General features: G+C 64.4%; 14 protein-coding genes, 1 tRNA gene and 2 pseudogenes. 5 read left to right on the forward strand and 12 right to left on the reverse strand.

What is annotated here, in order from left to right:
* On the reverse strand, positions 1 to 1,256 hold a 1,256-nt coding region (locus E8F12_RS19670; protein WP_280326877.1), incomplete at its 3' end, for an OprD family porin.
* Between the two features lie 280 nt (positions 1,257 to 1,536).
* Positions 1,537 to 1,758 (reverse strand): annotated as a pseudogene (locus E8F12_RS29940) (TOBE domain-containing protein); the annotation flags it as partial.
* A gap of 211 nt (positions 1,759 to 1,969) precedes the next feature.
* On the opposite strand from E8F12_RS29940, the pseudogene E8F12_RS19680 reads away from it, so the two are divergent.
* Positions 1,970 to 2,167 (forward strand): annotated as a pseudogene (locus tag E8F12_RS19680) (TOBE domain-containing protein); the annotation flags it as partial.
* Positions 2,168 to 2,209: 42 nt separating this feature from the next.
* Entirely contained in the window at positions 2,210 to 2,965 is a 756-nt protein-coding gene (gene modA, locus E8F12_RS19685; protein ID WP_280326880.1) for a molybdate ABC transporter substrate-binding protein, read from the forward strand.
* 127 nt (positions 2,966 to 3,092) lie between these two features.
* On the opposite strand, the gene E8F12_RS19690 is transcribed toward modA, so the two are convergent.
* From E8F12_RS19690 to E8F12_RS19705, 4 genes are all read right to left on the reverse strand, one after another.
* The gene (locus E8F12_RS19690) at positions 3,093 to 3,635 is read right to left on the reverse strand and encodes a hypothetical protein (protein ID WP_280326881.1); all 543 of its coding nucleotides are present in this window, start codon (positions 3,633 to 3,635) and stop codon (positions 3,093 to 3,095) included.
* 121 nt (positions 3,636 to 3,756) lie between these two features.
* The gene (gene ahpF, locus E8F12_RS19695) at positions 3,757 to 5,313 is read right to left on the reverse strand and encodes an alkyl hydroperoxide reductase subunit F (RefSeq protein ID WP_280326882.1); all 1,557 of its coding nucleotides are present in this window, start codon (positions 5,311 to 5,313) and stop codon (positions 3,757 to 3,759) included.
* 249 nt (positions 5,314 to 5,562) lie between these two features.
* Entirely contained in the window at positions 5,563 to 6,126 is a 564-nt protein-coding gene (ahpC, locus tag E8F12_RS19700; RefSeq protein WP_280326883.1) for an alkyl hydroperoxide reductase subunit C, read from the reverse strand.
* A 157-nt stretch (positions 6,127 to 6,283) separates the two neighbouring features.
* On the reverse strand, positions 6,284 to 7,249 hold the full coding sequence (locus tag E8F12_RS19705; RefSeq protein WP_280326884.1) for an NAD(P)H-quinone oxidoreductase: 966 nt from the start codon (positions 7,247 to 7,249) through the stop codon (positions 6,284 to 6,286).
* A gap of 129 nt (positions 7,250 to 7,378) precedes the next feature.
* Between E8F12_RS19705 and E8F12_RS19710 the strand changes: the two genes are divergently transcribed.
* Together E8F12_RS19710 and E8F12_RS19715 are read left to right on the forward strand one after the other, a co-directional pair.
* Complete coding sequence (locus tag E8F12_RS19710) at positions 7,379 to 9,460, forward strand: carboxy terminal-processing peptidase (RefSeq protein ID WP_280326885.1); 2,082 nt, start codon at positions 7,379 to 7,381, stop codon at positions 9,458 to 9,460.
* 85 nt (positions 9,461 to 9,545) lie between these two features.
* Complete coding sequence (locus E8F12_RS19715) at positions 9,546 to 11,291, forward strand: bifunctional diguanylate cyclase/phosphodiesterase (protein WP_280326886.1); 1,746 nt, start codon at positions 9,546 to 9,548, stop codon at positions 11,289 to 11,291.
* Positions 11,292 to 11,448: 157 nt separating this feature from the next.
* Here the strand turns inward: E8F12_RS19715 and E8F12_RS19720 are convergent, their stop codons facing one another.
* The 3 genes from E8F12_RS19720 to E8F12_RS19730 are packed head-to-tail and all read right to left on the reverse strand — an operon-like array spanning position 11,449 to position 12,592.
* A complete protein-coding gene (locus E8F12_RS19720) occupies positions 11,449 to 11,916 on the reverse strand; it encodes a sel1 repeat family protein (protein ID WP_280326887.1) in 468 nt (155 codons plus the stop codon).
* A complete protein-coding gene (locus tag E8F12_RS19725; protein WP_280326888.1) occupies positions 11,916 to 12,281 on the reverse strand; it encodes a hypothetical protein in 366 nt (121 codons plus the stop codon). The genes E8F12_RS19720 and E8F12_RS19725 overlap by 1 nt, the downstream gene beginning before the upstream one ends.
* Positions 12,278 to 12,592 (reverse strand): helix-turn-helix transcriptional regulator, encoded by a 315-nt coding sequence (locus E8F12_RS19730; RefSeq protein WP_280326889.1) that lies wholly within the window; start codon positions 12,590 to 12,592, stop codon positions 12,278 to 12,280. Before E8F12_RS19730 ends, E8F12_RS19725 begins: the two co-directional genes overlap by 4 nt.
* 121 nt (positions 12,593 to 12,713) lie before the next feature.
* Between E8F12_RS19730 and E8F12_RS19735 the strand changes: the two genes are divergently transcribed.
* Positions 12,714 to 13,475 carry a transporter substrate-binding domain-containing protein gene (locus E8F12_RS19735; RefSeq protein WP_280326890.1) on the forward strand — a complete coding sequence of 254 codons (762 nt, stop codon included), beginning with the start codon at positions 12,714 to 12,716 and terminating at the stop codon, positions 13,473 to 13,475.
* Here the strand turns inward: E8F12_RS19735 and E8F12_RS19740 are convergent.
* From E8F12_RS19740 to E8F12_RS19750, 3 genes are all read right to left on the reverse strand, one after another.
* Positions 13,463 to 13,906, reverse strand: coding sequence for a DUF1232 domain-containing protein (locus E8F12_RS19740; protein ID WP_280326891.1), 444 nt, complete (start codon positions 13,904 to 13,906; stop codon positions 13,463 to 13,465). The genes E8F12_RS19735 and E8F12_RS19740 overlap by 13 nt on opposite strands.
* Positions 13,907 to 14,279: 373 nt before the next feature.
* Complete coding sequence (locus tag E8F12_RS19745) at positions 14,280 to 14,987, reverse strand: FKBP-type peptidyl-prolyl cis-trans isomerase (protein WP_280289859.1); 708 nt, start codon at positions 14,985 to 14,987, stop codon at positions 14,280 to 14,282.
* Between the two features lie 212 nt (positions 14,988 to 15,199).
* Positions 15,200 to 15,276, reverse strand: a tRNA-Asp gene (locus tag E8F12_RS19750).
* Between the last annotated feature and the right edge of the window lie 76 nt (positions 15,277 to 15,352).

Below are 15,352 nucleotides of genomic sequence, written 5' to 3' on the forward strand. Positions count from 1 at the left end.
GCGTTGCGCCAGGAGACGCCCAGGCCCTTCAGCGGGCCGCCCTGCAGCACGTAGTCGAGGCGCAAATCGCGCTCCCACTCGCCCTGGTCATCGCCCTGGGTCTCGATGTTCGTCCCCTTGAGGTAGGTCGCCTGGGCCTTCAGCCCCGGCACGCCGAGCTTGGCGAAGTCGAAGCCGTACTCGGCCACCCAGGTGCGCTCGCCGGCGCTGAGGAACTTGCCGATCTGGCGGTCGGTGATCAGGTAGGCGGTGGCGCCGTCGCCCTGGTTGAGGAAGGGGAAGGCGCTGTCGCCGGAGAGCTGCTGGTAGCCCAGGCTCGCCGCGTGGCCGGCCAGGCTGTAGGTGAACAGGGCGCTCCAGGTGCGGTTGTCGACTTCACCGCGGTGCGGGTCGTTGGCCGCCCAGTTGCCGCTGCTGACGAAGCCTTCGCGACGCCCGGCGGCGCTGGCGTTCTGGCCATCCGAATCGCTGTAGAAGTAGCGCAGGTCGGACTTCAACGCGCCCACCGGCAGCGCCCAGGTGTGGGTCAGGCCGAAGAAGTGCTGCTGGTAGAAGTCTTCCAGGTTGCCGTAGTAGTACTGCGCGAGCAGGGCGTCGCTGACCTTGTAGTCGCCGCCGGCGAAGTAGAAGGTGTTGACGAACTGGCCGCTGCGGGCGTTGTTCGCACCGGCGATGGACAGGCCGCGGGCGTCGCTGGAGTTGCGTCCCTTGGCGTGTTCCAGCTGGCCGCCGACCAGGGTCAGCCCGGCGATCTCGTTGGAGGTGACCTGCCCGCCCTCGAAGGTCTGCGGCAGCAGGCGGCCGTCGTTGTAGGTCACCACCGGCAGCTTCGGCAGCAGGGTGCCGAGGCGCGCTTCGGTCTTGGAGAAGCGCAGCTTGCCGGTCACCCCGAGGCTGCCGAAGTCGTCCTTGGCGCGGCCGTCGTTGTCGGTGGGGAACACGGTGCCGCCGTAGTTGGCACTGGTCGGGTTGAAGTGGCGGCCCTTGCCGGAATCCAGCTTGACGCCGAGCAGGCCGAGGGCGTCGACGCCAACGCCGACCGTGCCCGCGGTGAAGCCGGAGGCGTAGTTGAACAGGAAGCCCTGGCCCCACTCCTCCTGCTTGGAGGGCGCGGCGGTGCCTTCGCGGTTGTCCGAGTTGATGTAGAAGTTGCGCAGGGTCAGGCTGGCCTTGCTGTCTTCGAGGAAACCGCCGGCGGCGGCCTGCTGGGCCAGGACACCTAGGGCGACGGCCAGGCTCAGGGTTGATTTGTGCATTCGGGTCACTCCATTTTCTTGTGGTCTTGAGGGTCTCGCCCGAACGCCCCGCCAACTTCATCGCTATATTGTTTTGTATATAGCGATGAGCGAACATCGACAGCACCGGGTTCCCGGCCTGCTCAGGGAAGACAATTCAGGGTTGCGAAACAGCGTTCGAAAGGGCCGAAAGCACGAGACGGCGTGCATGACGCCAAAACTTGACTTCAAAGTCAAATTCTTTCAAGAATGCGACCGCTCCGACGAACCCGAGGACGTCGGAGGGAAATGTCAGCAGTTGGGCGGGTACGCCGAGAATCACATGGGAGGCCTTGATCACTGCAGTCGCGCTGACGCCCTTGGCCAAGCCAAGTTCGGCCACGGCCTCACGGGTCACCACTGAGGTGACCTTGGCGCCACCCGGCAGCTCGATCACCACTTCCGCGTTGACGGCGCCTTCCACCAGGGCGCTGATGGTTCCTTTGAATACGTTGCGTGCGCTTACTTTCACGGAATTTCCCTCCGTGCTTCGAGAGGTCACAAATGGCGCTATATAGCTTAGTAAATAGCGAGAGAATCACTGGCCAGTGGGAGGCGGACTCTAGGGGCGGCGCTTATAGCGCTACAACCACAACGCTTCCCTTCCTGGCCGGAGCTAGCCACCCATGACCGCCCCACGCTTCCTTGCCCGCATGTCGCTGGAGACCGCCATCGGTGCCGAGCTGTCCGGCACGCGCAACCAGCTCTGGGGCGAGATTTCGATGATCCACGAAGGGCCGGTAAACAACGAGGTGAGCCTCGACCTGCCGTCCGGCCGCAGCATCACGGCCGTAGTCACCCAGACCAGTTGCGAAACCCTGGGCCTGCGTCCGGGGCTGCCTGCCTGCGCCTTCTTCAAGTCCTCCAGCGTGATCCTGGCGAGCCATTTCTGAAGTACCGAACACACAACACAACCCACATCAAGGAGTCATCCCATGAGTCATCGCCTTACTCGCGCCGCGGCCGCGCTCTTCGCCCTGCTCGCTCTGGAAAGCGCATCGGCCGCGGAAGTCCAGGTGGCGGTCGCCGCCAACTTCACCGCGCCGATCCAGGCCATCGCCAAGGATTTCGAGAAGGACACCGGCCACAAGCTGATCGCCGCCTATGGCGCCACCGGCCAGTTCTATACCCAGATCAAGAACGGAGCGCCCTTCGAGGTCTTCCTCTCGGCCGACGACACCACCCCGGCCAAGCTGGAGAAGGAAGGCGACGCCGTACCCGGCTCGCGCTTCACCTACGCCATCGGCACCCTGGTGCTCTGGTCGGCGCAGGAAGGCTACGTGGACGCCAAGGGCGACGTGCTGAAGAGCGGCCAGTACAAGCACCTGTCCATCGCCAACCCGAAGACCGCCCCCTACGGTCTGGCCGCCACCCAGGTTCTGGACAAGCTGGGTCTGACCGCTGCGGTCAAACCCAAGTTGGTGGAAGGCCAGAACATCACCCAGGCGCTGCAGTTCGTCTCCAGCGGCAACGCCGAACTGGGCTTCGTCGCCCTGTCCCAGGTGTACAAGGACGGCAAGGTCACCAGCGGTTCGGCCTGGATCGTGCCGGCCGACATGCATGAGCCGATCAAGCAAGACGCCCTGGTTCTGAAGAAGGGCGAAGCCAATCCGGCGGCCAAGGCACTGGTGGATTACCTGAAGGGGCCGAAGGCCGCGGAAGTGATCAAGTCCTACGGCTATCAGCTGTAAAGATCGAGAGGGTCACCGTAGGTTGGGCTGAGTTCCGCGAAGCCCAACGCGCGAGGCATAAGCCAGGCAATCGTTGGGCTTCGCTTCGCTCAGCGCCAACCTACAAGAGCGGATACGGCGGCACGACTCAGTCGTCGTCGCCTTCCTCCAGCGCGGCCTTGAGGGCCTCATAAGCCGGCGCGGCATAGATGCCGACATCCACCGCCAGCTGCATGACCTTCTCCAGGTCGTTCTTGTAGACCAGCACGCACTGCAGCTCGTCATCCAGCGGCTCGCTGAAGTCCACCAGCACGTAGCCGCCCTTTTCCGGGTAGAGGCTGGATAGCTGCACCTGGATGCGGTTCAGCGCCTTGAGCGGCTCGACCTTGGCCAGCTGCTTGGGCTTGAGCACGAAGTTCACGCTGGGGCCGAAGGAGTCCACCACCTGCTGAAACAGCTGGTCGTAAGTGTCAGCCTGGAACAGCACGGTTTCCGGCAGGCTGCCCACCACCACCCATTCGCCGAGCGGGATGGGGAAGCTGTCGTCGTAGTTGATATCCGGGTTGGCGGCGAGGAAGGCGTCCGCGTCAGCGTAGGCCTGGGCCGCTTCATCGGCGACGCGCTGGATCTCGTCCTCGGCCATGCAGCCGGAGCTGATTGCGCTGATCAATTCGATAAGTTGCTGTTTCACGAGTGGAGCCCTGCCGCTTGAAGATCGAAAGCGCGAAGGATACAGGGAAGCCGCGCAGACATAAAAAAAGCGGAAGGCCCTTGCGGGCCCTCCGCCACTTCAGCACACCAAGCTGAGAAAATCAGGTCGTACGGATCAGGTGATCGAAGGCGCTGAGCGACGCCTTGGCACCCTCGCCCACGGCAATCACGATCTGCTTGTAGGGCACGGTGGTCACGTCACCCGCCGCGAATACGCCGTGAATGTTGGTCTGGCCCTTCGCGTCGACGATGATCTCGCCGCGCGGGGTCAGCTCCACCACACCCTTGAGCCATTCGCTGTTGGGCAGCAGGCCGATCTGCACGAAGATGCCTTCCAGTTCCAGGGTACGCAGCTCGTCGGTGGTGCGGTCCTTGTAGGCCAGGCCGTTGACCTTCTGGCCATCGCCCTTCACTTCGGTAGTCAGCGCGCTCTTGATGATGGTGACGTTGGACAGGCTGCCCAGCTTCTTCTGCAGCACGGCGTCGGCGCGCAGCTTGTCGTCGAATTCGATCAGGGTGACATGGGCGACTATGCCGGCCAGGTCGATGGCCGCTTCGACGCCGGAGTTGCCGCCGCCAATCACCGCCACGCGCTTGCCCTTGAACAGCGGGCCGTCACAGTGGGGGCAGTAGGCCACGCCGCGGCCGCGGTATTCCTGCTCGCCGGGAACATTCATCTCGCGCCAGCGGGCCCCGGTGGCGAGGATCAGGGTCTTGGCCTTCAGCGACGCACCGCTCTCGAAGCGCACTTCATGCAGTTCGCCCGCGGCCTTTGCCGGAACCAGCGCGCTGGCGCGCTGCAGGTTCATGATGTCGACTTCGTACTGCTTGACGTGCTCTTCCAGGGCGCGGGCCAGTTTCGGGCCCTCGGTCTCCTGCACGGAGATGAAGTTCTCGATGGCCATGGTATCCAGCACCTGGCCGCCGAAGCGCTCGGCCGCCACACCGGTGCGGATGCCCTTGCGCGCGGCGTAGATGGCCGCGGCGGCGCCAGCGGGGCCACCACCGATCACCAGTACGTCGAAGGCGGGCTTGGCGCTGAGTTTCTCGGCATCGCGAGCGGCGGCGCCGGTGTCGATCTTGGCGAGGATTTCCTCCACGCCCATGCGGCCCTGGGCGAACAGCTCACCATTCAGGTAGAGGCTCGGCACCGACATGATCTGGCGCGCTTCTACCTCGTCCTGGAACAGTGCGCCGTCGATGGCGACGTGGCGGATGTTCGGGTTGAGCACGGCCATCAGGTTCAGCGCCTGCACCACGTCCGGGCAGTTCTGGCAGGACAGCGAGAAATAGGTTTCGAAGTTGAACTCGCCTTCGATCGACCTGATCTGCTCGATCACATCGCTCGCGAGCTTGGACGGGTGGCCGCCGACCTGCAGCAAGGCCAGCACCAGCGAGGTGAACTCGTGGCCCATGGGGATGCCGGCGAAGCGCAGGGCGATGTCGGCGCCCGGGCGGTTCAGGGAGAACGACGGGCGACGCGCGTCGCTGCCATCGCTCTTCAGGGTGATCTTGTCGGTCAGGCCGACTATGTCTTGCAACAGCGCGAGCAGCTCGCGGGATTTGTCGCTGTCATCGAGGGACGCGACGATCTCGAACGGCTGGGTGACCTTTTCGAGGTAGGCCTTCAACTGGGTCTTAAGATTGGCGTCCAACATGTGCGATTTCCTTTTTGCGGGCATGAGTCACCCCTCGACGGCCGTCGCCGGCCGCCCGAAGCGGGATGAGGGGTGTAGTGCAAGCGGATGGCCAGGCCATCCGCCGTAAAACGGAGTGGGAAGCGTCGTGAGCAAGCGCTCAGGCAAGGCGAATGCAGGCGAGGGCGCGGAGTTTACGAGTTGTAAATGAGCAGCCCGAGCCTGCATTCAACGCAGCATCAGCGCTGCGCAACAGCTTCCCGACCGTTTTTAGATCTTGCCGACCAGGTCCAGGGACGGAGCCAGAGTGGCTTCGCCTTCCTTCCACTTGGCCGGGCAAACTTCGCCCGGGTGGGCGGCCACGTACTGGGCAGCCTTGACCTTGCGCAGCAGTTCCTGGGCGTCACGACCGATACCGCCGGCGTTGATCTCGACAATCTGGATCTTGCCTTCCGGGTCGATCACGAAGGTGCCACGGTCAGCCAGACCGGCTTCTTCGATCAGGACGTCGAAGTTCTTCGACAGAACCCAAGTGGGGTCGCCAACCAGCGGGTACTGGATCTTGCCGATGGTGTCGGAAGTGTCGTGCCAGGCCTTGTGGGTGAAGTGGGTATCGGTGGACACGCCATAGATTTCCACGCCCAGCTTCTGGAACTCGGCATAGTTGTCAGCCAGGTCGCCCAGTTCGGTCGGGCAGACGAAGGTGAAGTCGGCCGGGTAGAAGAACACGACGGACCACTTGCCCTTCAGGCTGGCTTCGGTGACTTCGACGAATTCGCCCTTGTGGTAGGCGGTGGCTTTGAACGGTTTGACTTCGGTATTGATCAGAGACATCGCAACATCCTCGTTGGGTTAGAAAATTTACCCGACGAAGACTATGGGGTTATTCCAAAAAGATCATATTGATTAAGACCATCATATCGATTGAGCTACTCAATGCGCCATCCCAACGCCCCGTGCCACGGGGCCTGGAGCGTTGGGAAAGCTCGAATCAGACGAGGCTTTCGTCCACCAGGAGCACGAGTTTCCCTTCGACCTGGTTGCTCGCCAAGGCCTCGAAGGCCGCCTCCGCGTCCGCGGCCGGGAAAGCCTTTTCCAGCCGCGGCTGCAGGCGCCCTTCCTCGAACAGCGGCCAGACGTGCTGGCGTAGCTCGCTGATGAGGTCGGCCTTGAACGGCTCGTCACGGCTGCGCAGGGTCGAGCCGATCAGTTGCACGCGCTTGCCCAGCAACAGCGCCAGGTCCAGTTCGGCCTTGCGCCCGCCCATCAGGCCGATGTTCACCCAGCGCCCGTCGGTGGCGGCCAGGGCCAGGTTGAGACTGGCGTAGTTGCCGCCCACGGGGTCGAGGATCACGTCGAAGGGGGCGAAGTCGCGCAGGCTCTCCAGGCTTTCGCCCCGCAGGGCGCCGCCTTGGGCGCCGAGGGATTCGCAATAGGCCAGGCGCTCCGCCGAACCCACGCTGACCCAGCAGGGACTGCCGAAAGCCTTGCACAGCTGGATGGCGGCGGAGCCCACGCCGCTGGCGCCGGCGTGCAGCAGCACCCTTTCGCCGGGCTTGAGCGCCGCCAGCTGGAACAGGTTGAGCCAGGCGGTGGCGTAGACCTCCGGCAGCGCGGCAGCCTCGGCCAGCGACAGGCCTTCGGGCACCGGCAAGACATGACGCGCATCCACCACCACTTCCTCGGCCATACCGCCGCCCGCCAGCAGGCAGCAGACCCGGTCGCCCACCTGCCAGGCGCCACTGCCGGCGCCCACCTCGGCGATCACCCCCGACGCCTCCAGGCCGAGGATGTCGCTGGCCCCCGGCGGCGGCGGGTAAAGTCCCGCGCGCTGCAACAGATCGGCGCGGTTGAGGCCGGCGGCGGCCACGCGAATGCGCACTTGTCCCACATCGCAGGCCGGACTGGCCCGCTCGCCCCACTCCACACGTCCTTCGACGCCTTGCAATGCCTTCACGGTGCCTCCATAGTTGAGCTTGATCCTGGCCTGGCCTAGCTGCCGGGCCTTCGCTTTTGCGCCGATGGAACCCGGCGCCCCCAAATACGGCCTAATATGCGTTATCACCTGTCCCGACGTCGAATCAGCATGAAGCGCTCCCTGATCAGCACTGCATTTGCCTTGGCCTTCAGCGTCAGCGCCCTGCCGCTGCATGCCGCCCCTACCGCCCCGAACAGTTGGGACTCCCTTCAGCCCGACCGTGAACAGGTGATCGCCAGCCTCAACGTGGTGGAATTGCTCAAGCGCCACCACTACAACAAGCCGCCGCTCAACGACGAGCGCTCGGCGAAGATCTACGAGGGCTACATCAAGCTGCTCGACCCGGCACGGATGTACTTCACCGCCGCCGATATCGCCGAATTCGACAAGTGGCGCACTCGCTTCGACGACCTGCTGAAGAGCGGCGACCTGGAGCCGGGCTTCGTCATCTACAAGCGCCACCTGGACCGTCTCAAGGAGCGCCTGGAGTTCGCCCTGGCGATGCTCGACAAGGGCGTCGACAAGATCGACTTCAGCGTCGATGAAAGCCTCGAGACCGACCGCGAGAAAGCGCCTTGGGCCAAGGACCGCGCCGCCCTCGACGACCTCTGGCGCAAGCGCGTGAAGGATGAAGTACTGCGCCTGAAGATCGCCAAGAAAGAACCCAAGGCCATCCAGGAACTGCTGGTCAAGCGCTACAAGAACCAGCTTTCCCGCCTCGACCAGACTCGCGGCGAGGACGTGTTCCAGGCCTACATCAACGCCTTCGCGCAGACCTACGATCCGCACACCCAGTACCTCTCCCCGGACAATGCGGAAAACTTCGACATCAACATGAGCCTGTCCCTCGAGGGCATCGGCGCCGTGCTGCAGAGCGACAACGAATACGTCAAGGTGGTGCGCCTGGTCCCGGCCGGCCCCGCCGAGAAGAGCAAGCAAGTGGCCCCGGCGGACAAGATCGTCGGCGTCGCCCAGGGCAACGGCGAGATGGTCGACGTGATCGGCTGGCGCCTGGATGAAGTGGTCAAGCTGATCCGCGGCCCGAAAGGCTCGGTGGTACGCCTGGAGGTGATCCCGGCGAGCAACGCACCGAATGACCAGACCAGCAAGATAGTCGCCATCACCCGCGAGGCGGTGAAGCTGGAAGAACAGGCGGCGAAGAAATCCGTCCTCAACCTCGAGCATGAAGGCAGCAAGTTCAAGCTCGGCGTGATCGAGGTGCCGGCCTTCTACCTGGACTTCAAGGCCTTCCGCGCTGGCGATCCCGAGTACAAGAGCACCACCCGCGATGTGAAGAAGCTCCTGGGCGAGTTGAAGAAGGAAAACGTCGACGGCGTGGTCATCGACCTGCGCAACAACGGCGGCGGTTCCCTGCAGGAAGCCACCGAACTCACCGGCCTGTTCATCGACCAGGGCCCGACCGTGCTGGTGCGCAACAGCGACGGCCGCGTCGACGTGCTGGCCGACGAGAACACCGGCGCCTACTACACCGGCCCCATGACCGTGCTGGTCAACCGCCTGTCTGCCTCCGCCTCGGAGATCTTCGCCGGCGCCATGCAGGACTATCACCGCGCGTTGATCATCGGCGGCCAGACCTTCGGCAAGGGCACGGTGCAGACCATCCAGCCGCTGAACCATGGCGAGCTGAAACTGACCCTGGCCAAGTTCTACCGCGTCTCCGGCCAGAGCACCCAGCACCAGGGCGTGCTGCCGGACATCGAGTACCCCTCGGTGGTGGACACCAAGCAGATCGGCGAGAGCGCACTGCCCGAGGCCATGCCCTGGGACAGCATCCGCCCGGCCATCAAGCCCGAGCTCGACCCCTTCAAGCCCTTCCTCGCCGAGCTGAAGGCCCGTCACGACACCCGCACAGCCCAGGACCCGGACTTCGTCTACAGCCGCGAGCGCCTGGCGCTGGCGCAGAAGCTGATGAAGGACACGGTGGTCAGCCTCAACGAGACCAAGCGTCGTGCCCAGCAGACGGATATCGAGGCCAAGCAGCTGGCGATGGAGAACACCCGTCGCAAGGCCAAGGGCGAAGAGCTGCTGAAGGAGCTCAAGACCGAGGACGAAGACGCCCTGCCGGTGGAAGAAGAGAAGACCAAGCCGGAGGACGATGCCTACCTCACCGAGACCGGGCAGATCCTGCTGGACTACCTGGGCCTCAATGCGGCGGTGGCGAAACACTGATGTGATGTCATAACGCCGTCACACAACTGTCGTGAAATCCGGGGGCCGCACATGCGGCCCCCCGTCTTTTTTCACGAGTAGCACCATGACCGTCACCGAGCAGTTGAGCGCGTTGGGCCAGATCCTCGCTCACGGCGACTTGCACAGCCTGTTCCAGCCGATCCTGTCGCTGTCCGAACGGCGCATCCTCGGCTACGAGGCACTGACCCGCGGCCCGTCCAACAGCCCGCTGCACCCACCGGTGACCCTGTTCGCTGTGGCCCGCCACGCCGGCCGCCTGAGCGAGCTGGAAATGGCCTGCCGCCGAAGCGCCTGCAGCCGCTTCAAGGCACTGGACCTCGACGGCCTGCTGTTCCTCAACGTCTCCCCCGAATCCCTGCTCGACCCGGCGCACCAGCCGGGGCGCACCCTGAAGATGCTGCAGGCCTTCGGCATTCCACCCAGCCGGGTGGTGATCGAGCTCACCGAGCAGACCCCCACGGAAGACTTCAACCTGCTCGACACCGCCCTGCACCACTACCGCGCCATGGGCTTTTCCATTGCCCTGGATGATCTGGGAGCCGGCTATTCCAGCCTGCGCATGTGGTCCGAACTGCGCCCGGACTACGTGAAGATCGACCGCCACTTCATCGACGGCATCCATCAGGACGCGGTGAAGCGCGAGTTCGTCGAATCCATCCTGAAGATGGCCAAGGCCTCCCGCGCGCAGGTGATCGCCGAAGGCATAGAGCTGCCGGAAGAGTTGGCAGTACTGGCAGAAATGGGCATCGACCTGGTCCAGGGCTACCTGCTCGGCCGCCCGCAGGAGCATCCTTCGCGCGATGCCCGCGCCCTGCTGCCGCCGCTGGAGTCCATCGGCGGTATGAACGAGGAAGGCAGCGACCTCTCCGCTCTGCTCCGCGAACAACCGGCAGTGCATGAAGACACGCCCATCCATGAAGTGCTGGAGGCATTCCGCGCCCAGGCCAATCTCAACTCCCTCGCGGTGCTGGACGCCCAGCAACAGCCGGTCGGCATAGTCCACCGCCACCTGCTGTCGGAAGCCCTGCTCAAGCCCTTCGCCACCGACCTGCTGACCCGCAAATCGGTGAGCCGGCTGATGAGCGGCGATTTCCTGGCCGTGGAACTGGGGCAATCGCTGCAACAGGTCAGCCGGTTGATCACCAGCCGCGCGCGCCAGCGGCTCGAGGAAGACTTCATCATCGTCCTCGACGGCCGCTACCGGGGCCTGGGACGCGTGATAGACGTGCTCAAGCTGATCACCGAGCTGAAGATCCAGCAGGCCCGGCATGCCAACCCACTGACCCTGTTGCCGGGCAACGTACCGATCCAGCAGTGCCTGACCCGCCTGCTGCAACAGCGCCGCCAGGCGGTGATCTGTTATGTGGACATCGACAGCTTCAAGCCCTTCAACGACCTCTATGGCTATGCCAAGGGCGATGAAGTGCTGCTCTGCCTGGCGCAATGCCTGAGTGAAAGGGTCGACCCGACGCGCGACTTCGTCGGCCATATCGGCGGTGACGACTTCCTGCTGGTTCTGGGCTCGGAGGACTGGCGCGCCCGTCTCAACCACCTGCTGGAAGACTTCCAGGGCCTGTGCCGGCGCTTCTACCGCGGCGACCACCTGCTGGCGGGCTGCTTCGTCGCGCACAATCGCAACGGCCAGCGCGAGGAGTTTCCGTTGCTGTCCCTGTCGGTCGGCGTCGTCACCCTAGCCCCTGAAGCCTGCGCTCGCCTGGACGCTTCGCAACTGGCCGGCCTCGCCTCGGAAGCCAAGCGCCACGCCAAGGCGATACCCGGCTACAGCCTGCATATCATCGAAGCGGAGTGAAAGCGCCCGGACCTGCAGGAGCCAGCTTGCTCGCGAATGGGGTCTTCGCCAGCAAGCTGGCTCCTGCGCGCAGATTCTTAGCGCTGCAGACGATCTGCGCAGGGTGGAAATCCGCGTGGCGGATTTCCACCAGGGACGGCGCACCTGGGAAGCCCTGTCAGAGCCCCAGCTCGCCGGCCCGCCGCGCCATGCGCTCGGCGGCCTCGACATCAGGCTCCAGGCCCGGCCCGCCATCGCGGTAGAGATCGGCCAGCTTGCGGGCAGCCAGCGGGTGGCCGGCATCGGCGGCGAGACTCCACCAGCGCGCCGCCTCGGCGGCGTCCGGAGCCTGTCGGGGATCACCGGCCAGACTCAGCACGCCCAATTGATAGGCGGACTTGCCGTCACCGGCCCGGGCCGCCAGGCTCAGCAGGCGGATGCCCTCCTCCCGCGCGCCGAAGCCATGGCCACGGTGCAGCAGCAGGTGGCCGTAGAAGCTCTGTGCAGGCAGATCGCCCAAGGCAGCCATGCGCGCATATTGTCCTTGCATCCACTGCCAGGCGCGCGGTTGCGCCACCAGCTTGGGAAAGCGCAGCAGCCAACGCGCCACCTCGTAGCCGACGCGTGCCCGCAGCTTCCAGAGCATCAGCCTTCCTCGGGATAGATGAACTCGAAGACCCGCACCACCTCGGAGGCATGCCAGGACGCGGCAGCAGTGCCATCCGGCGGGCCGGAGAAGCGCCCCAGGCGCTCGACGCACTCGAAGAAGCCGGTGCGCGGCAAGCGGCTGGCGCCCTGGCTGATGACCAGCGAGCTGCGCAGTGGGCGCTCGGCACGGGCATCGAGCGCAGCCAGGTGCTCGAGGGCGGCGGTGAGGGTCTGCATCGCCGGAGTCGGCAATTGCAGGCGTTCGATCAACGCCCGGTAAGTCAGCAGGTGGCGCTGACGGCGGGCGTCCTCCAGTTCGTCCAACAGGGCTTGCCAGTGCTGGCGGCTGATACGTAGGCTCAAGACCCGGACTCCCAGCCGGAGACCCCAAGGGCCCGCGCCAGACCACGCTTGATGGCTTCGTCAGGCTCGCGCTCGCCACTCTCGATCAGCCCCAGGTAGGGGGGGCTGATGCCGACGGCGCGGGCCAGCTGCTCCAGGCTCTGGCCCTGGGATTCGCGCAGCGTCTTCAGTTGTCCGAGCGCCGTCCTGGTGGTTTCGGCGGCCGACTCTGCGGTGGCCTGGCCGGCGGCGCGCAGCAGCGCCTGGTATTCGGCCCAGGGCAGTACCGCGTACTCCGCCTGGCCGTCACGCATGATCACTTGCACACTCATTGAAGCTCCCCGTGGAACACGGTGCCGACTGCTTCAGCACCTCCATGCAGGCGGCCATATTATCAGGCCGAGGGCCCGCAGAGGGTGAACTATACTGCGTCCACCAGGCGGGGGAAGGCTCGTGACGCGGCAATTTCGTCTTGTTTTCTGGATACTCGCCAGCCTCTGGCCAAGCCTGTTGCTGGCCGAAGAGCTGCGCTGGGGCTTCGGACCTGCCGACGGCATGCCCTATGTGGAAGTGAGCGACCACGCCTTGCTTGGAGGCTTCATCCACCGCCTGGGCGAACGCATCGCCAAGGACCTGGCGGTAGCGGTGAGCTTCGTCGAAACGCCGAACAAACGCATCGAAGAGTCCCTGAAGAGCGGGCGCATCCACCTGATCTGCAACGCGAACCCCGAATGGATGATGGACCCCACGGCCTATCACTGGTCGCCGCCGCTGTTCGAGGAAGAAGACGCGCTCCTGCAGCACCGTGACAGCCCGCCCATCACCGGCCTTGCCGACCTCAAGGGCAAGGTGCTGGGCACCAGCCTGGGCTACGCCTACAGCATGCCCCTGATGGAAGCCTTTGCGAACCGCAGCATAGTGCGCAAGGACGTGCGCGACCTGGACACCAGCCTGAACCTGCTGAGCCGCAAGCGCCTGGACGCCGTCATCGACATGCGCCGCGCCCTCGACTTCGAACTGGCCCGGCGCCCCGATGCGCCCCTGGTATTCAGCCCCTGGGTAGTGGAGCGCTACCGCCTGCACTGCGCCTATGGAAGCCGCTTACCGGTATCAGCCCAGCACCTGGACACAGCGCTGCAGGCCCTACGCGACAGCGGCGAACTCGAGGGACTGCTGTTGGGCGAACAGCGCCGCGCCGGGCTTCAGGACCGCTGACCGGTCTGCTCGTCCGGCGCCGGCAACCTATCCAGCGCCGCGCGCACTTCCGGTGCCTGCGCCGCGCGCCAGGCGCGGAACGCGTCCAGCTCGCCGCTCCAGGTCTTGAGGACCCATGCCAGTACCGCCAGGTCGTCGACGAAACCCATGCCCACCAGCCAGTCCGGCAAGGCGTCGAGCGGGGTGACGAAATAGAGCAAGGCCCCCACCACGGCCAGGAAGGCCTTGGGGTTGATCTGCCGGTACTCGCCACGCAGCCAGGCATTGCTCAGAGAAAGTAACAACCGCAGGTCATCCTTCACCGCACCGAGCCGGCCGCCCTGGCTCGCGCTCTTGCGGGATACCGCGAGCAACAGCGAAGGCAACCGCCCTCCGGCGAGGAAACGCTGCGCGAGGGTGAGGTAACGCTGGAAATTCCAGGGTGCTTTCATGGGTATCTCTCGGCTGAGGCTTGGCCTAGACGGCTTGGTGCGGTTATCCACGAAATCTGTGGATAACCTTGTTAACAGTCTTCCATAGAGTCGAGCAAAGGCCCATCTCATGCGGCCCCGCGTCAGATCGGGCAAATTTTACCCACCGCCAAAAGGCCAGCAAAATCAAACATTTGACCACTGGACCGGCAATGCGACCGCGAGTCGCACCCGACACATGCGTGGTTACCCGGTCATGTGCATAACCGTAACACTTCGCCGCCGTCCCACTCCCGTTATGACTGAAAGGTCGTATTTCGGTTCAAGCCGGACCGTCGCCGAAAACGAAAACGCCCCGTCGAGACGGGGCGTTTCCAGGGACCTGCTGCCACTGTCAGTTCTGGGCGGCGGCCGGGTCCTTGATGGCGATCAGTTCCAGGTCGAACACCAGTACCGAGTTGGCCGGGATGGCCGGGCTCGGACTCTGCTCGCCGTAGGCCAGTTCGCTGGGGATGAACAGCTTGACCTTCTCGCCCACGTGCATCAGCTGCAGGCCTTCGACCCAGCCCGGGATGACGCCGTTGACCGGCAGGTCGATGGGGCTGCCGCGCTGGATGGAGCTGTCGAACACGGTGCCGTCGGTCAGTTTGCCTTCGTAGTGAACGGTCACTACGTCAGTAGCCTTGGGCTGCGGGCCTTCGGCCTTCTTGACGATCTCGTACTGCAGGCCGGAGGCGGTGGTCACCACGCCTTCACGCTTGCCATTGTCTTCGAGGAACTTCTTGCCGGCCTTCGCGTTTTCGGCGTTCAGGGCGGTCATGCGCTCTTCGGCACGCTTCTGCAGGAAGGCGAAGGCCTCAACCAGCTCCTCGTCCTTCAGGCGCTGCTCTTTCTTGCCGATGGCGTCTTCGATGCCTTGGGCAACAGCCTTGGGATCAAGGTCATCCATGCCTTCCTGGGCCAGACTCTTGCCCATGTTCAGACCGATGCCGTAGGAAGCCTTCTGTGCCGGGGTCTTGAGTTCCACACTGGTCTGCGAATCGCAGCCCGCGAGAACCAGGCCCACCAGGGCCACAGCGGCCGCCAACCGATGTTGTTTCATGCTGAATCCTTGTCTGTCGCCGTGATGGCAATACGATGGAGCGGCGAGCTTAGCAGGCTGCCGTAAGTAGTGGCTATGGGCAATAGGAACAGCGACTTGGCAATTAGTTCAGCGACTTGCGGGGCATCACGTAAGCAAAGATGTAGAGGCTGCAGGCGTTTTCCGTGGGCAAAGAAAAAGCCCCCAGGTATTGCTACCTGAGGGCTTCTATATGGCGCAGCGGACGGGACTCGAACCCGCGACCCCCGGCGTGACAGGCCGGTATTCTAACCGACTGAACTACCGCTGCGTGTATCGCGAAAATGGTGGGTGATGACGGGATCGAACCGCCGACCCTCTGCTTGTAAGGCAGATGCTCTCCCGGC

The sequence above is a fragment of the Pseudomonas sp. BN102 genome (genome assembly GCF_029871245.1).
Taxonomy (GTDB): Bacteria; Pseudomonadota; Gammaproteobacteria; order Pseudomonadales; family Pseudomonadaceae; genus Metapseudomonas.